The following is a 16,629-nucleotide window of genomic DNA, read 5'->3' as shown; positions in this document are numbered from 1 at the left end:
CCAGCTCTGATTATGCTGTGGATGAGTTTCTCAGTCGTGATCAGAATGATTCTACCTGCTGTGTTGTCCAAGACCGCGAAAGCATTCAACGACCTATCTGCAGAAGAGAGCTCAAATTCGGGTTCCGACGTTATGTTTTCAAGGCGCATGACTTGGATGGACAGTCCATTCAACTCGGAAAGCTACTAGGAATTGGTCTGGTGTGCCATGGTGCCGAGTTCCTTGCTGAGTGAGGAACAAAGATTCTCAGCCTAGCGCTCCGGTTCAGCGGCTGCGGAACGTCGTCCGCTGTTCCGGTAGTTAGGCTTCGCATGCATTTTTGAACAACTGGAGTGCTTGAGACCAAGCGTTCATCATTTCCTCAAATGCCTCATCGGCCACCATGACAACCTCAAGCGTCGTGACATCCCCTTCGTTCCTAAAGAAATAATCTTCTCGCGAACCGATCCACTTTCGCATCATCTGATCGGTTAGTGATACTTCAATATTTTGAGGATTGACCATGGCGACATGTTTCATCTTGATGGTTTCATGGGGCACGATCCTTTCGATAAGTACTTTCGTGCCACCTTGGGTTTTGTCAAAAAATGAGATGTGTTGCCCCTCTTTCCACTCTCCTTCGTAGGTCATGCCTTCACCCCAGGCCTTTGCCCAAGCTGGGTACACTGCTTTGTCCATTAGCTTTTCGTAAACCAGATTGACGGGTTTGTTGATCTTGATTGAATAAGCTAACCGTTTCATGACTTTTCTCTCGGCTGAGGCTGCATAGTTGATCTTAGGTGGCTTCCCTGAACCACGCCTCATGATCCACCCCTTTCCGTGAAACACCCAGCAGCTGAATCTGAATCGCTGAGAGCCTCACCCTGCTTGGGTCCTCGTCTCGCGAAACCCTAGCCGTGGTTCACGGACCCGTGATCCCTCAAGTCTCCAGCAACATCTTCGAGAGATTCGGAAGGCCCGCCCCCTGGTGGTAGGGGTCCCGTTGCAGGTCGGTGCAGTGCTCCAGCAGGATCCGCTTCACACGATCGGGATAGCCGATGAATTCGGTGCGCACCGAGAGGAAGGCGGCCAGCAGTCCGGAGATGTGGGGCGCCGCCATGCTGGTGCCGGAAAGCGCCACGTAGAGCTCATCGAGGCTCTTGCCCTTGTCGCGGCTGGGGGTGCGTTTGGGGTCGCTGCTGCTGCGGCAGGACAGGATCTTTTCTCCCGGGCCCACCACGTCGGGCTTGAGGCGGCCATCGGCGGTGGGACCGCGTGAGGAGAAGTAGGAGGTGCCGTAGCGGTGGGGCAGGGTCGGGTGCACCGACCCCACGGCGATCGCCTCATCCAGGTTGGCCGGATCGCCGATCGACAGATCGAATGAGCGGGTGGCGCTGAAGCCGTCCACCACGATGTCGCCGCTGCCCTCGTTGCCCGCCGCCAGCACCACCAGCACCCCCTGGCGCACCAGCCGCAGCAATGAGGCGCACAGCGGTGAATCGCCGCAGCCGAAGCTGGCCGGATCGAACGGCCCTCCCAGGCTCAGGTTCACCCCCTGGATCGCCAGGCGCCGCCCGTCCTGGTTCTGCCTCCAGATGTGGTCGATCGCCTTGATGATCCAGGCGTCGTAACCGCCGCCGTTGTCGGCCAGCACCTTGTAACTGACGATCCGGGCCCGGGGGGCCATCGCCAGCAGGTCGGGGCCGCCCTCGCCGCCCACCGACAGCAGCCCGCCGGCGATGATGCCTGCCACATGGGTGCCGTGGCCGTTGGCATCGTTGCCGCTGCCCGGCTTCACCGGCCCCCGCGCGGTGCAGTCCCACTCGGCGGCGACCGTTCCGTCCGGGGAGAAGCTCGGGTTGTGGAAGTGGGGGTGTTGCCGGTCGATGCCGGTGTCCAGCACGGCCCAGGTGATGCCCTGGCCGCAGGCGTTGTAGCCCAGCTGGGCGGTGCGGGCCTGCACGGTGTGGATTGAATCGTGCATCAGCGCCTTCTTGCGGCTGTTGCTGAACATCCGGTACACCGCCGGTGAACTCGCTCCGTACTGGCGGCTCATCGACCCCGCCAGCGTCTCCACTTCGGCGCGGGTCAGGTTCACCGCCACGTAGCGATCCAGCTGGTCCTCCAGGAACACCGTCTCGGCGGTGATCGGAGCCTGCAGCACATGCGCCTGGATCCACTCCAGCACCGCTTCCCGCGCTTTCTGCAGTGAATCGCCACCCTCGCCTGCCCCCGCCGAGCGATCCGCCAGTTCGATCAGCACCGGCACCCGGGCGGTGGCCTCCACATCCAGGGCATCGGCCAGGCTGCGGGCGACCGTCATGGGACTCACCGGCTGGAAGCGGGAGCGGTCCAGCGCCGTCATCACCGTCTCCTGGGTCGACTGGCGCGACAGATAGCGGCTGGCGGAATGGGCTTTGCTGGGCGGCCACACCACCCCCGTCACCCGTTCATCGACGATCTTCGGCTTGCCGGCGGCGCCGTATTCATCGGCCAGGGTCTGGTCGAGGCAGACGATGTCGCCGTCCTGGGCGATGTTCACCCAGCGCTTCACACCGGCCGGGATCGGCAGCGTCTTGCCGTGCCACTTCTGCAGTACGTCGGTCACCTGGGGCAGCCCCAGCGGCGACCCGATCGTCACGTAAAGATCCACCTCCAGGGCGGCGCCCAGCTCCATCAGCGCCTGGTAGGTGACCATGCTCCCCTGGCTGTGGCCGACCACCACGAAGGGGCCCCCGCCGGTGCTGATCCGGTCCTTCACCGTCTGGACCATCCGTTCCCGCTTCGTCTTGTTGAACAGGAAATCGTTCACATCGGCCATGAATGCCTTGGTGAACATCGCCGTCACCGGACTCCACAGCCCCTTCGCCTCCATCGAGAGCGTCGCGGGTCCTCCCATCGGCGCCCCCCGATCGGCCGCCGTCTGGGCGGCCGCGTCCAGCTGGGCCGTCAGCGCGTCCACGAACGCCTGCGACGCTTCCGGCGCATCGCTGTCCTGGATCGAGGCGGCCAGCAGCCCCTCCGCCTCCGGCTGCAGCGTCGCCCGGTCGTCACCGATCGCCCGGGTGGAGAAGCCCGCCGTCTCCGGGTAGCGCTCCCGATCGACCCAGTAGGCCATGCGGGTGCGCTCCCCCTGGTCGGCACCGAACAGGGCCCGGTCCCACTCCGAGCGCAACACCCCTTCAGGGGGCATGTTGGAGATCCCGTGGCAGTAGATCACCGTGCGGGCCTGCCCCCGCGCGATCGGGGCGCTGGCGCTGCCGGCGGCGGCGGCGGCTTTCTTCGGGGCGGTCATGGTGGCGCACAAGAAGGGAACCGACCCCCGCCCTAGCCAGCCCGGCCGCCACCGGGCCACGGACCGCCACCGGTGTCATCGTTCTTGAGGCCGTCCCCGCCCATGACCCTGCTCCTCTCCGTTCTGGCCCTGGTTCTGTTGCTGGATCTGGTGGTGTTGGTGGTGCTGCTGCCCTCGCTGCTGATCCGCCTGCTGCTGGTTCCCTTGTTTCCGCGGGTTGTCTTCTGCGGCCGGGGCCGGCAGAAGCGGCTGGCCCTGACCATCGACGACGGACCCAGCGGCCCGGGGTCGGAAGCCCTGCTGGCCCTGCTGCGGGAGCTCGAAGTGCCGGCCACCTTCTTCCTGATCGGCACCCACCTCGACTGTGACCAGCGCTTTCCCCGCCGGGCCCTGCAGCTGGGCCACGACCTCGGCAACCACCTCTGGATCGACGAGCCCTCCGCCGGCCTTCCACCAGCGGTGTTCCAGCAGCAGCTGGTCGACACCGAGCGGGTCATCGCCCGGGCCGCCGCCCCCGCCACGCTGCGCTGGCGCTGGTTTCGCCCAGGGCAGGGCTGGTTTCACCAGACCATGCTCGACGCCCTCGCGGCCCGGCGCTACCGCCTGGTGCTCGGTTCGATCTTTCCCTGGGACATCCGGCAGCCACCCCTGTGGTTCGTGCGCCTGTTCGTGCGCCTCAATGCCCACCCCGGAGGGATTCTGGTGCTGCATGACACCCCGGACCTGAACCGGCGCACCCTCGAGACCCTGCGTCGCATCGTTCCCGACCTGCGCCGCCGCGGCTACCGCTTCGTGCCACTGCAGGAGCTGCTCGATCCGGCCGCCTGATCCGGCATCTGCCGGCGGGTGTGGGGCCTACGATCCGGGCCGTCCGCCCCCTGGGGAATGCGCTTCAGCAGCCTGCTCACCCGGATCGGCGCCGTGCAGGACGGCAGCCCTCGGCACCTGGGGGAGGATCCGGAGATCACGGGCGCCGAAGCGCTGGATCGCGCCGGCCCCGGCCAGCTGGCCTTCCTCGAACCCGGCAACGCCCTTGCGGCCGCCCTCTCCGCCAGCGGCGCCGCCGCCCTGCTGCTGCCCCTCGACGAAGAAATCCAGCAGCTGGCCAGCGAGCGCGGCCTGGCCTGGGTGGCCCTCAAGGATCCGCGCCTTGGCTTCGCCCAGGCCCTCGCCGCCCTGCATCCGCCCACCCCGAAGCCCCCGGGGATCCACCCCAGCGCCGTGGTTGACCCCAGCGCGGCTGTGGCCGCCGATGTCCATGTGGGGGCCCATGGGGTGATCGGGGCCGGCAGCATCGTGGCCGCCGGCTGCGTGCTCCATCCCGGCGTCGTTCTCTATGAAGACGTGCAGCTCGGCCAGGGCTGCGAGATCCACGCCAACGCCGTGCTCCATCCCGGCAGCCGCCTCGGGGCGGGGTGCGTCATCCAGTCGCAGGCGGTGATCGGCGCCGAGGGCTTCGGCTTCGTGCCCACCGCTTCGGGCTGGGTGAAGATGCCCCAGACCGGCCGGGTGGTGCTCGAAGACGGGGTCGAGGTGGGCTGCGGCTCCACCATCGATCGTCCGTCCGTCGGCGAGACCCGCATCGGTGCCGGCACCAAGATCGACAACCTGGTCCACGTCGGCCATGGCGTGCTCACAGGGAAAGGCTGTGCCCTGGCCGCCCAGGTGGGCATCGCCGGCGGCGCCGTGCTCGGCAACGGCGTGATCCTTGCCGGCCAGGTGGGCGTCGCCAACCGGGCCGTGATCGGCGACCGGGCCATCGCCTCCTCCAAGTCCGGCATCCACGGCGAGATCGCCGCCGGCGAGGTGGTCAGCGGCTACCCCGCCATCCCCAACCGGCTCTGGCTGCGCTGCTCCGCCGTCTTCAACAAGCTGCCCGAGATGGCCCGCACCCTGCGGCAGCTGCAGAAGTAGCCTCGCCTGCTGCCCGGCCCCCCTCTTGATGACCAGCTACAGGATCACCCTGCTCGCGGGGGACGGCATCGGTCCGGAGATCACCGCGGTGGCCCGCACCCTGCTGGAGGCGGTGAGCGGCCGCCACGGCTTCAGCCTCTCGTTCGATCCGCAGCCCGTCGGCGGCGCCGCCATCGACGCCACCGGCGAGCCCCTGCCGGAGAGCACCCTGGCCGCCTGCCGGGCTTCCGATGCGGTGCTGCTCGCCGCCATCGGCGCCCCCCGCTTCGATGCCCTGCCCCGGGAGCAGCGCCCCGAGAGCGGCCTGCTGGCCCTGCGCTCCGGCCTGGGGCTGTTCGCCAACCTGCGGCCCGTGAAGATCATCCCGGCCCTGGCCGGCGCCAGCAGCCTGCGCCCCGAGGTGATCGAAGGGGTGGATCTGCTGGTGGTTCGCGAACTCATCGGCGGCATCTACTTCGGCACCCCCAAGGGGCGCATCGAGGTGGATGGCGGCGTGCGCGCCTTCAACACCATGGTCTACAGCGACCACGAGGTGGACCGGATCGCCCGGGTGGGCTTCCGCCTGGCGGCCTCACGCCGCGGCCGGCTCTGCTCGGTCGACAAGGCCAACGTGCTCGATGTCAGCCAGCTGTGGCGCGACCGGGTGGAGGCGATCCACACCGAGTTCCCCGCGGTCGAACTCAGCCACATGTACGTCGACAACGCCGCGATGCAGCTGGTGCGCGAGCCGCGCCAGTTCGACGTGATCCTCACCGGCAACCTCTTCGGCGACATCCTTTCGGATGAGGCCGCCATGCTCACCGGTTCGATCGGCATGCTCCCCTCGGCCTCCCTCGGCTCAGGCGGCCCGGGCCTGTTCGAGCCGGTGCACGGCTCCGCCCCCGACATCGCCGGCCAGGACAAGGCCAACCCGATCGCCATGGTGCTGTCGGCCGCCATGTTGCTGCGGGTGGGCCTGCAGCAGGAGGCCGCCGCCGCCGACCTGGAGGCCGCCGTCGACCGGGTGTTGGCCGCCGGCTACCGCACCGGCGACCTGCTGATGGGCGAAGGTTGCACCCGGGTGGGCTGCCAGGCCATGGGCGAGCAGCTGCTGGCGGCCCTGCCGGCCTGAGCGCCCCCCTCGGGTAACGGCCGCGGTGAGGGCGGGCCGGCGACCTGCCAAACTCACAGCCTCTGAACCCCCCTGCGTCGATGTCGAAGCGTCACCCGGTCGTGGCTGTCACCGGTTCCTCGGGAGCGGGAACCAGCACCGTCAAACGGGCCTTCGAGCACATCTTCTCCCGCGAGGGCATCATCCCGGCGGTGGTGGAAGGCGACAGCTTCCACCGCTTCGAGCGGGGCCCCATGAAGCAGGCGATGGCCGAGGCCCAGGCCCGCGGCGAGAACTTCTCCCACTTCGGCCCCGAGGCCAACATCTTCGACAAGCTCGAGGAGCTGTTCCGCACCTACAGCGAGACCGGCAGCGGCAACCGCCGCTACTACCTCCACTCGGTGGAGGAGGCGGCCGAGCACAACGCCCGCCTCGGCACCAGCCTGGACCCCGGCCAGTTCACCCCCTGGGAGCCCATCCCCACCGCCACCGACCTGCTCTTCTATGAGGGCCTCCATGGCGGTGTGGTGGGCGACGGCTACGACGTGGCGGCCCTGGTGGATCTGCTGATCGGCGTGGTGCCGATCGCCAACCTGGAGTGGATCCAGAAGATCTCCCGCGACAACGCCGAGCGCGGCTACTCGGCCGAAGCGATCGTCGACACGATCCTGCGCCGCATGCCCGACTACATCAACCACATCTGCCCCCAGTTCAGCCGCACCGACATCAACTTCCAGCGGGTGCCCACGGTGGACACCTCCAACCCGTTCATCTGCCGCAACATCCCCAGCCCGGACGAGAGCTTTGTCATCATCCACTTCCGCAAGGGCGCCCGTGAGAAGTGGGGCATCGACTTCTCCTACCTGCTGCGCATGATCCACGATTCCTTCATGTCCAGCCCCACCAGCATCGTGGTGAACGGCGGCAAGATGGGCTTCGCCATGGAGATCATCCTCACGCCGATCATCCACAAGATGATCGAGGAGAAGAAGCAACTGAGCTGAAGATCGATCTCTCGATCTTCCTTTCGGCCCTAAGATCCCCCGAAAGGAATCGGTGAATCCCATCACCGCCCAGCCCCCCACCATCCACCCGCCCGGATCCGGCAACCCGCCATCGGCAAGCCCTTCCTTCGTCATCCGGGGCGGGGAGTCCTCGGCCTCCCCGTCGGCGGGCTCCCTGCGCCTTGACCGCATCAACAGCGCCGAACTGCTGCGTTGCTCGCGCCGGGTCTACTTCCGTTTCCTCGAGGCCTGCCCCACCGCCCCCGAACCGCTGGGGGTGGTGCTGCTCGGTGCCGGCCCCCAGGGGCGGGTGGTGTTCGAGCTGCCCATCCTCCTGCCGGACGAGCAGTTCGTGCCGATGGAGCTGCTGCGCCCCCGGTCGGCCCGGGGACGCGGCGCTCGCGGGGGATCCAGCCGCCCGCTGCCATGACCTCCGACGCCCTGATCGTCCCCAGCGCCGGCCTGCCCCTGCTGGCCCCCCTGGTGGCCCTGGTCGGCGCCTGCATCGGCAGCTTTCTCAACGTGGTGGTCTGGCGGCTGCCGCGGGAGGAGTCGCTGGTGTTCCCCGGCAGCCACTGCCCCCGCTGCGGCGCCTCCCTGGCCTGGTTCGAGAACGTGCCCCTGCTCAGCTGGCTGCTGCTGCGCGGTCGCTGCCGCCACTGCCACACCCCGATCGCCGTCCGCTATCCGCTGGTGGAGCTGCTCACCGCCGGCCTCTGGGTGGCCATGCTCTTCGCCCGCCCTGCGGCCATGGGCCCCGACCCAAGCCCCTGGCTGCTGCTGGCGGCCGGCTGGCTGCTGGCCAGCTGGCTGCTGCCCCTGGCCCTGATCGATCTGGACAGTCTCTGGCTGCCCGAACCCCTCTGCCGCTGGGGCGTGCTGCTTGGCCTGGCGGTCACCGCCGGCGTCGGCTTCCCGCAGGGGGCCGAGGTGGGCCGGGCGCTGCTGTTCTCCCACCTGCTGGCGGTGGCTGCCGGCCTGCTGGGCTTCGAGGCCCTCAGCGGCCTGGCCGAGAAGGCCATGGGCCGGCCGGCCCTGGGCCTGGGGGACGCCAAGCTGGCGGCCCTGATGGGCGCCTGGCTCGGACCGCTGGGTCTGGGCCTGGCCGTGAGCCTGTCGGTGCTCGGCGGTGCCCTGATCGGGGGCATCGCCCGCCTCAGCGGCCGTCTCGGCCGCCAGCAGCCCTTCCCCTTCGGCCCCTTTCTGGCTGCCGCCGCCCTGGCGGTCTGGATCGGCGGCCACGGCCCCTGGCTGCGCCTGTGGGGCCTGGGTCTTTAATGGCCACTGGTCTCCGTTCCCCGTCGCCGCCGTCGCCCCATGTCCCTGTTCGACTGGTTCGCCGATCGCCGCAAGAACGCCCCCGCCGTCCGGGCCAGCAAGGGCCCTGAGGCCGACGAGGGGGATGGCCTCTGGAGCAAGTGCGCCGAATGCGGCCTGGTGGTCTACCGCAAGGACCTGATCGCCAACGCCAGTGTCTGCAAGGGCTGCGGCCACCATCACCGCATCGACAGCGCCGAGCGCATCCGCCTGATCGCCGATGAGGGCAGCTTCGAGCCCATCGATGCCGATCTGGCTCCCACCGATCCGCTCGCCTTCAAGGACCGCCGCAGCTACGCCGACCGGCTGCGCGACAGCCAGCGGGCCACGGGCCTGCGGGATGCCGTGGTCACCGGCCTCTGCCGCCTGGAGGGCATGCCCCTTGCCCTGGGGGTGATGGACTTCCGCTTCATGGGCGGCTCCATGGGCTCGGTGGTGGGCGAGAAGCTCACCCGCCTGGTGGAGCTGGCCACCGCCCGCCGCTACCCCCTGATGATCGTCTGCGCCTCCGGCGGCGCCCGCATGCAGGAGGGGATGCTCAGCCTGGTGCAGATGGCCAAGGTGTCCGGCGCCCTGCAGCGCCACCGCAGCGCCGAACTTCTGTACCTGCCCCTGCTCACCCATCCCACCACCGGTGGGGTCACCGCCAGCTTCGCCATGCTCGGCGACCTGATCCTGGCCGAGCCCAAGGCGATGATCGCCTTCGCCGGCAGGCGGGTGATCGAGCAGACCCTGGGCGAGAAGCTGCCCGAGGGTTTCCAGACCGCCGAATACCTCCAGGACCACGGCTTCGTCGACACGATCGTGCCCCGGCCCCAGCTGCGCGGCACCCTGGCCACCCTGCTGCGGCTGCACGGCAGCCTGCGGCCGGCCGTGTCCGTGGTGCCATGAGCGGTGTCATGGGAGGTGGCCGCGCCCCGTTCGCCGCCGCTCTGCTGGCGGTGCTGCTGCTGCTGGGCTGCTGGCTGGCGGCTCCCGCCGTCGCCGTCGCCGGCCCGGTCGACTGGCAGGAGGTGGAGGCCGGCCCGGAGGGCCGCCAGTGGTGGGACGCCGGCAGTCTGCGCTTCGATCGCGAGGGGCGCCTTTCTGTGCTGAGCCGCTTCCAGCCCGCCGCCGCCGCCGATGCGGCCGAGGACGCCCGACCCCCCGTCGGCCAGCTGTACGTGATGCAGCTCGACTGCGACGAGGAGCTGTACCGCGACACCGCCGTCAACGGCCTGCCCCGCTGGGGAGCCACCTGGCAGGCCGCCGCCGGCGACAACCTCACGATCCGGGTGCTGCATGCCGCCTGCGACGCCGCCCGCCGGAACCAGGAGAGCGATGCGACGGCCTGAGGCGCCCCTGCGGGTCGCCGTCGCTGGCCTCGGCTTCGGCGAGAAGGTGATCCTGACGGCCCTGCGGGACGCCCCGGGCACCGAGCCGGTGGCCCTCTGGCACCCCCGGGCGGAACGGGCCGCCGCCGCGGGCCAGGCGGCGGAGCTGCCCGCCTTCGACGATTTCGCCGGCCTCCTGGCCGATCCCGCCGTCGAGGCGGTGGTGATCGCCACGCCGCCGGAGCCCCGTTTCGCCCTGGCCCGCGCCGCCCTGGAGGCGGGCAAGCACCTGTTCTTGGAGAAGCCGGTGGCCCTCCATGCCGGCCAGGTGGAGGAGCTGCAGCGCCTCGCCATCGCCCGGGGCCTGGTGGTGGCGGTCGACTTCGAGTACCGGGCCGTGCCCCATGTCCAGCAGCTGGCGGCCCTGCTCGAGGCGGGGGTGCTGGGGGATCCCTGGCTGGTGACGTTCGACTGGCTGATGTCCAGCCGCGCCGATCCCAGCCGCCCCTGGAGCTGGTACTCCCAGGCGGCCGCTGGCGGAGGGGTGCTCGGCGCCCTCGGCACCCACGCCTTTGACACCCTCCACTGGCTGATCGGCCCCAGCTGCGGTCTCACCGCCCGGCTCAGCACCGCCATCGGCGAGCGCCCCATCCCGGGCTCCGGCGCCATGGGGGTGGTGGATGCCGAGGACAGCGCCCTGATCCAGCTCGACCTCGAAGACCGGCGCGGCCGCCCCGTGCCCGCCCAGCTCGCCCTCTCCTCGGTGGCTCGGGCGGGACGGGGCTACTGGATCGAGCTCTATGGCAGCGAGGCCACCCTGGTGCTGGGCTCCAGCAACCAGGCCGACTACGTGCACGGCATGCAGTTGTGGATGGCGCGGCCGGGTGAGGCCCTGCGGCCCGTTCCAGCCGACCCGGCCCTGGCCTATGGCCGCACCTGGGAGGACGGCCGCATCGCCCCGGTGCGGCGATTGCTGGGCTGGTGGTCGCAGGCGGTGCGGGAGCGCCGGCCGATGGTGCCCGGACTGGCCGAGGCCGTGACCAGCCAGCGCTGCTGCGACTGGGCCCGCCTGGGAACAGGAGGCCCGTAGGGCATCCCCTAGACTCCCCGTCAGACCCGGCGGGACGACCCCGCCAGCCGTCCTCCGACCACGGTTCTCCCCAACCGTACCCACCCAAAAACCGCGAGATTTCCCATGGCGCTCGTACCGCTTCGTCTGCTGCTCGATCACGCCGCAGAAAACGGCTACGGCATTCCTGCCTTCAACGTCAACAACCTGGAGCAGGTGCAGTCGATCATGGAGGCTGCCTACGAAACCGACAGCCCGGTGATCCTGCAGGCCTCCCGTGGCGCCCGTCAGTACGCCGGCGAAAGCTTCCTGCGCCACCTGATCCTGGCCGCGGTGGAAACCTATCCCGACATCCCGGTGGTGATGCACCAGGACCACGGCAACAGCCCCGCCACCTGCTACGGCGCCGCTGCCAACGGTTTCACCTCGGTGATGATGGACGGCTCCCTGGAGGCCGACGCCAAGACCCCCGCCAGCTACGACTACAACGTGGCCGTCACCAAGGAAGTGGTGGACGTGGCCCACGCCATCGGCGTGAGTGTGGAAGGCGAGCTGGGTTGCCTGGGTTCGTTGGAAACCGGCAAAGGTGAAGCCGAGGACGGCCATGGTTTCGAGGGCTCCCTCGACCATTCCCAGCTGCTCACCGACCCTGCCGAGGCCGCCGACTTCGTCGCCAAGACCAAGGTGGATGCCCTGGCCATCGCCATCGGCACCAGCCACGGCGCCTACAAGTTCACCCGCAAGCCCACCGGCGAAGTGCTGGCCATCTCCCGGATCGCCGAGATCCACAAGGCCATCCCCAACACCCACCTGGTGATGCACGGCTCCAGCTCCGTTCCCCAGGAATGGCTGGACATGATCAACAAGTACGGCGGTGCCATCCCCGAGACCTACGGCGTTCCCGTCGAGGAGATCCAGGAAGGCATCCGCAACGGCGTGCGCAAGGTGAACATCGACACCGACAACCGCCTCGCCTTCACCGCCGCCGTCCGGGAAGCCGCAGCCAAGGATCCCGCCAACTTCGATCCCCGCCACTTCAACAAGCCCGCCCGGGCCTACATGAAGAAGGTCTGCCTCGACCGTTACCAGCAGTTCTGGTGTGCCGGCAACGCCAGCAAGATCAAGCAGCGCGACATCAACTACTACGCCGCCCTCTACGCCAAGGGTGCCCTCGATCCCAAGACCGCTGTCGCCGCCTGATCGGCGTCCCGCCAGCGATCCAGCATCGATCCATCGGGGGCCCACGGGCCCCCTTTTTCATGGCCGGCCCCCATGGGGCTCAGGGTGGGGCGCTCAGGGCAGTGGCAGGGGCAACGGCGTGCCATCGGGGAGCGGCGGTTTGCTGGACGCCGCCTCCTCCTTGCCGGTGGGGGCCGCGTCCACCAGCCGCTCCAGGGCCCGGCGCAGGCTGCGCTCCATCACGAAGCGGCGTCCGTCGCTGACCACCACCCGGACCAGGGTGGGCAGATCGTTGCTCTTCGACTGCAGATAGATCGGCTCCACATACAGCAGGCCCTTGCCCACCGGCAGCACCAGCAGATTGCCGCGGAACAGCCGTGAGCCCAGCCGGTTCCAGAGGCCGAACTGGAAGCTGATCGTCGGGTCCTGGTCGATCAGGGCCGTGACCTGCTGGGGCCCCAGCAGCAGCCGCTGCTGGGGGAAGCGCACCAGCATCAGCTCCCCGTAGTGGGGCGGATCATTGCGGGCCGCCAGCCAGCCCACCAGATTGGAGCGCCGCAGGGGGGTGAAGGGCAGCAGCAGTACGAACTCGGAGCGCTGCTGGCCGGGCAGCTGCAGGGTGAGGTGGTATGGCGACACCGGCATGTTGCTTTCGCCGTAGATCTCGGTGGGCACCGACCAGACGTCGTCGCCGTTGTAAAAGGTGCGCACGTCGGTGACGTGGTAGCGCAGCAGCCGCTCCGACTGGATGTCGAACTGGCTCTTGGGCACCCGGATGTGGGCCAGCAGGGCCGGCGGCATGGCCGAGAGGGGGCGGAACAGTTCCGGGAAGGCGCGCACCCAGGTGCGCAGCACCGGGTCGCGGGCGTCGTTGACGTACAGCCAGAGCCGGCCGTCGTGGGCATCCACCACTGCCTTCACCGGGTTGCGGAAGTAGCGCAGACCCTGGGGGTTGGGATCGCTGTAGGGGTAGGAGCGGCTGGTGGTGAAGCCGTCCAGCAGCCAGTATTGGTATTGGTCCGGCCGGTACCCCTCACTGCCGGCCACCCGGGCGGTGACCAGGTAGGGCTGGCTTTCGAAGCGCAGGAACGGCGCCAGGGCCGTCAGGCGCTGGTTCACCTGCCGGCGCAGCAGCAGCAGGGAGCGGTCGGTGAAGGAGCCGGTGAACAGCAGCCGCGGTTCCCGCAGGTAGATCGCCGCCCCCAGCCGGTTGAGGGGAGAGGCCAGGGAGATCCCCCGGGTGCCGGTGTAGTGGGTGTAGACGTTCAGTTCCCCCTCCGGATAGGAGAACTCCTTCACCTTGGTGGGGGCGATCGCGTAGGGGGAGGGGCCGGAGGCGAAATAGAGGCTCGGGCTGCCCACCGGCAGCGCCGCCTGGGCTTCCTTGTCGGTGATGCCCAGCTCGGGGATGCCCTGCACCCGGCCGCTGCTGCCCAGGTCCTTGACGAAGAACAGGGGCAGGCCGTCGGCGCCGAAGGCGTTCACCGGCGAGACGGTGAAGCCGTGACCGTTGGTGAATACCAGATGGCGGTTCAGCCAGGTGCGCGAGCCTGGCGGCAGGGCGCTGCTGTCCAGCTCCCGCGCCGAGATGAGCACCTGCTGGGAGCCATTGCGGGCCGCGTTGCCCTGCAGCGGGTAGCGATCGACATCCGCCGACGGGAAGTTGTAATAGAGGCGCAGCTGCTGCAGCTGGCGGTTGGCGGCCAGCAGGGGCTGGCTGTCCCAGAGGCGGATGTTGTCGAGGGTGCCGGGCGCGCTGGCCAGATCCGCTTGCGTCAGGCCCTGGTTGGGTTCGAGCCGCAGGCTGCGCACGTGCTCCAGGCCGAAGGCCCGGCGGGTGGCCCGGATGCTTCGCTCCAGGTAGGGGGCCTCCACCGCCAGCTCCCGCGGCTGCACCCAGAAGCGCTGGGCCAGCGGCGTGATCACCCATTCGCTGATCGGCACCAGCACGGCCGTGCCGGCCAGGGGCAGCAGGGCGCCGCGGCGCACCCAGCCCCGCGGCAGGGGCACCAGCAGGGCGCAGGCCGTGAGCAGCAGCAGCACCGCGAACAGCAGCCGCAGGGGCAGGCGCACGTGCAGATCCACGTAGCCCGCCCCCGAGGCCACGCCGCTGCCCTGCACCATCAGATCGAAGGGCGCCAGGGCGTTGCTGAGCGCCATCAGGACAGCCAGGGCCGCCACCTGGGGCTGCAGCACCCGCTGCTGCGCCTTGCTGAGCCCGTCGAAGCGCAGATCGCTGAGGCTGCGGCCCCTGCCGACGGTCAGCAGCAGGCAGGCCGCCAGCCCCACCAGCCCCTGGGCCAGCAGCACGCTCAGCAGCAGTCGCAGGGCCGGCAGGCGCAGCACCGTGAACGACAGGTCGAAACCGGTGAGGGGATCCCCTTCCCCGAAGGGGGTGGCCAGCAGGGCGGGCAGCCACAGGCTCCAGCCCCGGGCCACGGCTGTGGCCGAGCCCGCCAGAGCAGCCGCCAGGGTGATCCGCAGGGTGGTGAGGGGCCACAGCAGCAACGGCAGCAGCAGCCCCCCCGCCAGGCCCGCCACCAGCAGGGGCGGCAGATCGCGGAGCACGGAGAAGCCGGTGATCACATCGCCGTTGAAGGGGTTGGCGATCAGTCCCCGGGCCTGCACCATCAGGTAGCTCAGGCCGCCGGCCAGCAGCAGCACCAGGCCGATCAGCACCGCCACCAGGGCGCCGTTGCCCAGCCGCAGCAGGGGCTCACTCGGCCGGGGCGCCTCGGCACCCTGCTCCCGCAGCCGCCAGCAGCGCTGCAGCTGGGCCAGCTGCAGGGCCGAACCGAGGCCGAAGACCGCCGCGAAGGCGGAGACCTGCAGCATCCAGCGCCGCACGAGGATGCCCTGGAAGTCGAACTGGGCGAACCAGAGCCATTCGATGGCCAGCCGGGCCCCCGCCCAGAGGGCCAGCAGCAGCCCGAAGGCGATCGCCAGGCCGACGGCGAGGCGTGGCCCGACGCGGGAGGGCAGAGGGGTGGGAACGGGCACAAACGGAGCGTAGGCAGAACCCAGAGGGCGACAAGCGGCGCTTCCCCGGCGTGTCGCCGATGGTGCTTGGACACCGGCATCGTTGCCATACCCGATGCCGAAGGTCGGCTTTACCGGCTGGTTCCGGACGCCGCTGTTAGCTTGGCCCGCAGTCACCGGGATTCCCTTGACCGCCACCCTTTCCCGCTCCACCTTCACGGGCCTGCGCTGCAAGGAATGCGGTCATCCCTATGAGGCCGGAGCCCGCCACGTCTGTGAAGACGTCTGCTTCGGGCCCCTCGAGGTGGTCTACGACTACGACGCCATCCGCAGCCGCGTCAGCCGCGCCACCATCGAGGCAGGCCCCACCTCGATCTGGCGTTACCGGGAATTCCTGCCCGTCGAGGGGGAGCCCATTGACGTGGGCACCGGTTTCACCCCCCTGCTCAAGGCGGATCGCCTCGCACGGCGTCTCGGCCTTTCCTCCCTCTACATCAAGAACGACGGCGTCAACATGCCGACACTGTCCTTCAAGGACCGCGTCGTCTCGGTGGCCCTCACCCGGGCCAGGGAGCTGGGCTTCACCACGGTCAGCTGCGCCTCCACCGGCAACCTGGCCAACTCCACCGCCGCCATCGCCGCCCACGCCGGCCTGGAGTGCTGCGTCTTCATCCCCAGTGATCTGGAGCTGGGCAAGGTGCTCGGCACCCTCGTCTACAACCCCACCCTGATGGCGGTGAAGGGCAACTACGACCAGGTCAACCGGCTCTGCTCCGAGGTGGCCAACACCTATGGCTGGGGCTTCGTCAACATCAACCTTCGCCCCTATTACTCGGAAGGCTCCAAGACCCTCGGCTACGAGGTGATCGAGCAGCTCGGCTGGCAGCTTCCCGACCACATCGTGGCCCCCCTGGCCTCCGGCTCCCTGTTCACCAAGATCCGTAAGGGCTTCGATGAATTCATCAAGGTGGGCCTCGTTGATGAAAAGCCAGTGCGCTTCAGCGGCGCCCAGGCGGAGGGCTGTTCCCCCATCGCCCAGGCCTTCGCCGCCGGCCGCGATTTCATCACCCCGGTGAAGCCGAACACGATCGCCAAGTCGATCGCCATCGGCAACCCGGCCGACGGCCCCTACGCCATCGACATCGCCAATCGCACCGGCGGCACGATCGCGGCGGTCACCGATGAGGAGATCATCGACGGCATCAAGCTGTTGGCCGAGATGGAGGGGGTGTTCACCGAAACCGCCGGGGGCACCACCATCGCCGTGCTCAAGAAGCTGGTGGAGCAAGGCAAGATCGACCCCTCGGAAACCACCGTCGCCTACATCACCGGCAACGGCCTCAAGACCACCGAAGCGATCGCCTCCTCGATCGGTGCCCCCTACACCATCGAGCCCCAGCTGGCCAGCTTCCACGAGGCCTGGGAACGCTCCCAGGCCTCCCACGGCGGCGCCGCCCCCCGGGCCTGATCGCCCCCCTTTCTCCCGTCCT

Annotated in this window: 14 protein-coding genes; 11 read left to right on the top strand and 3 right to left on the bottom strand. The window is 69.1% G+C overall.

Going from position 1 to position 16,629, the window contains the following annotated elements:
• Positions 1-300: 300 nt before the first annotated feature.
• Positions 301-741, bottom strand: a complete 441-nt coding sequence (locus VB738_RS05705; RefSeq protein ID WP_323304821.1) for an SRPBCC domain-containing protein — start codon at positions 739-741, stop codon at positions 301-303.
• A 178-nt stretch (positions 742-919) separates the two neighbouring features.
• Entirely contained in the window at positions 920-3,274 is a 2,355-nt protein-coding gene (locus VB738_RS05700) for a S8 family peptidase (protein WP_323304820.1), read from the bottom strand.
• Between the two features lie 102 nt (positions 3,275-3,376).
• Between VB738_RS05700 and VB738_RS05695 the strand changes: the two genes are divergently transcribed.
• The 10 genes from VB738_RS05695 to fba all read left to right on the top strand — a co-directional run bounded on the left by VB738_RS05695 (position 3,377) and on the right by fba (position 12,181).
• Entirely contained in the window at positions 3,377-4,102 is a 726-nt protein-coding gene (locus VB738_RS05695; RefSeq protein ID WP_323304819.1) for a polysaccharide deacetylase family protein, read from the top strand.
• Positions 4,103-4,159: 57 nt separating this feature from the next.
• Positions 4,160-5,188 carry a UDP-3-O-(3-hydroxymyristoyl)glucosamine N-acyltransferase gene (gene lpxD / locus VB738_RS05690; RefSeq protein WP_323304818.1) on the top strand — a complete coding sequence of 343 codons (1,029 nt, stop codon included), beginning with the start codon at positions 4,160-4,162 and terminating at the stop codon, positions 5,186-5,188.
• Between the two features lie 28 nt (positions 5,189-5,216).
• Positions 5,217-6,299, top strand: coding sequence for a 3-isopropylmalate dehydrogenase (gene leuB, locus VB738_RS05685; protein WP_323304817.1), 1,083 nt, complete (start codon positions 5,217-5,219; stop codon positions 6,297-6,299).
• An 80-nt stretch (positions 6,300-6,379) separates the two neighbouring features.
• Positions 6,380-7,282, top strand: a complete 903-nt coding sequence (locus VB738_RS05680; protein WP_323304816.1) for a phosphoribulokinase — start codon at positions 6,380-6,382, stop codon at positions 7,280-7,282.
• Between the two features lie 52 nt (positions 7,283-7,334).
• Complete coding sequence (locus VB738_RS05675) at positions 7,335-7,712, top strand: hypothetical protein (protein ID WP_323304815.1); 378 nt, start codon at positions 7,335-7,337, stop codon at positions 7,710-7,712.
• Entirely contained in the window at positions 7,709-8,560 is an 852-nt protein-coding gene (locus tag VB738_RS05670; RefSeq protein WP_323304814.1) for a prepilin peptidase, read from the top strand. The genes VB738_RS05675 and VB738_RS05670 overlap by 4 nt, the downstream gene beginning before the upstream one ends.
• Before the next feature lie 39 nt (positions 8,561-8,599).
• A complete protein-coding gene (gene accD, locus VB738_RS05665; RefSeq protein ID WP_323304813.1) occupies positions 8,600-9,490 on the top strand; it encodes an acetyl-CoA carboxylase, carboxyltransferase subunit beta in 891 nt (296 codons plus the stop codon).
• Entirely contained in the window at positions 9,487-9,933 is a 447-nt protein-coding gene (locus tag VB738_RS05660; protein WP_323304812.1) for a hypothetical protein, read from the top strand. The genes accD and VB738_RS05660 overlap by 4 nt, the downstream gene beginning before the upstream one ends.
• The gene (locus tag VB738_RS05655; RefSeq protein WP_323304811.1) at positions 9,920-11,002 is read left to right on the top strand and encodes a Gfo/Idh/MocA family oxidoreductase; all 1,083 of its coding nucleotides are present in this window, start codon (positions 9,920-9,922) and stop codon (positions 11,000-11,002) included. The genes VB738_RS05660 and VB738_RS05655 overlap by 14 nt, the downstream gene beginning before the upstream one ends.
• Positions 11,003-11,107: 105 nt before the next feature.
• Complete coding sequence (fba, locus tag VB738_RS05650) at positions 11,108-12,181, top strand: class II fructose-bisphosphate aldolase (protein WP_216908898.1); 1,074 nt, start codon at positions 11,108-11,110, stop codon at positions 12,179-12,181.
• Positions 12,182-12,274: 93 nt separating this feature from the next.
• Here fba and VB738_RS05645 read toward each other — a convergent pair whose 3' ends face one another.
• Positions 12,275-15,160, bottom strand: coding sequence for a UPF0182 family protein (locus VB738_RS05645; protein ID WP_323304810.1), 2,886 nt, complete (start codon positions 15,158-15,160; stop codon positions 12,275-12,277).
• Positions 15,161-15,326: 166 nt separating this feature from the next.
• Here VB738_RS05645 and thrC point away from each other — a divergent pair, with 166 nt between their 5' ends.
• A complete protein-coding gene (gene thrC / locus VB738_RS05640; protein WP_323304809.1) occupies positions 15,327-16,607 on the top strand; it encodes a threonine synthase in 1,281 nt (426 codons plus the stop codon).
• Positions 16,608-16,629: the final 22 nt, after the last annotated feature.

This window comes from Cyanobium gracile UHCC 0139, assembly GCF_034931325.1.
In the GTDB taxonomy this organism is placed as follows: Bacteria; Cyanobacteriota; Cyanobacteriia; order PCC-6307; family Cyanobiaceae; genus Cyanobium; species Cyanobium gracile_B.
This window is presented reverse-complemented; position numbering and strand designations above follow the sequence as displayed.

Excerpts from the sequence above, each read along its gene's own strand:
- VB738_RS05705 (WP_323304821.1), bottom strand. The coding sequence starts at position 741 with ATGAAACGGTTAGCTTATTCAATCAAGATCAACAAACCCGTCAATCTG.
- VB738_RS05700 (WP_323304820.1), bottom strand. The coding sequence starts at position 3,274 with ATGACCGCCCCGAAGAAAGCCGCCGCCGCCGCCGGCAGCGCCAGCGCC.
- VB738_RS05695 (WP_323304819.1), top strand. The coding sequence starts at position 3,377 with ATGACCCTGCTCCTCTCCGTTCTGGCCCTGGTTCTGTTGCTGGATCTG.
- lpxD (WP_323304818.1), top strand. The coding sequence starts at position 4,160 with ATGCGCTTCAGCAGCCTGCTCACCCGGATCGGCGCCGTGCAGGACGGC.
- leuB (WP_323304817.1), top strand. The coding sequence starts at position 5,217 with ATGACCAGCTACAGGATCACCCTGCTCGCGGGGGACGGCATCGGTCCG.
- VB738_RS05680 (WP_323304816.1), top strand. The coding sequence starts at position 6,380 with ATGTCGAAGCGTCACCCGGTCGTGGCTGTCACCGGTTCCTCGGGAGCG.
- VB738_RS05670 (WP_323304814.1), top strand. The coding sequence starts at position 7,709 with ATGACCTCCGACGCCCTGATCGTCCCCAGCGCCGGCCTGCCCCTGCTG.
- accD (WP_323304813.1), top strand. The coding sequence starts at position 8,600 with ATGTCCCTGTTCGACTGGTTCGCCGATCGCCGCAAGAACGCCCCCGCC.
- VB738_RS05660 (WP_323304812.1), top strand. The coding sequence starts at position 9,487 with ATGAGCGGTGTCATGGGAGGTGGCCGCGCCCCGTTCGCCGCCGCTCTG.
- VB738_RS05655 (WP_323304811.1), top strand. The coding sequence starts at position 9,920 with ATGCGACGGCCTGAGGCGCCCCTGCGGGTCGCCGTCGCTGGCCTCGGC.
- fba (WP_216908898.1), top strand. The coding sequence starts at position 11,108 with ATGGCGCTCGTACCGCTTCGTCTGCTGCTCGATCACGCCGCAGAAAAC.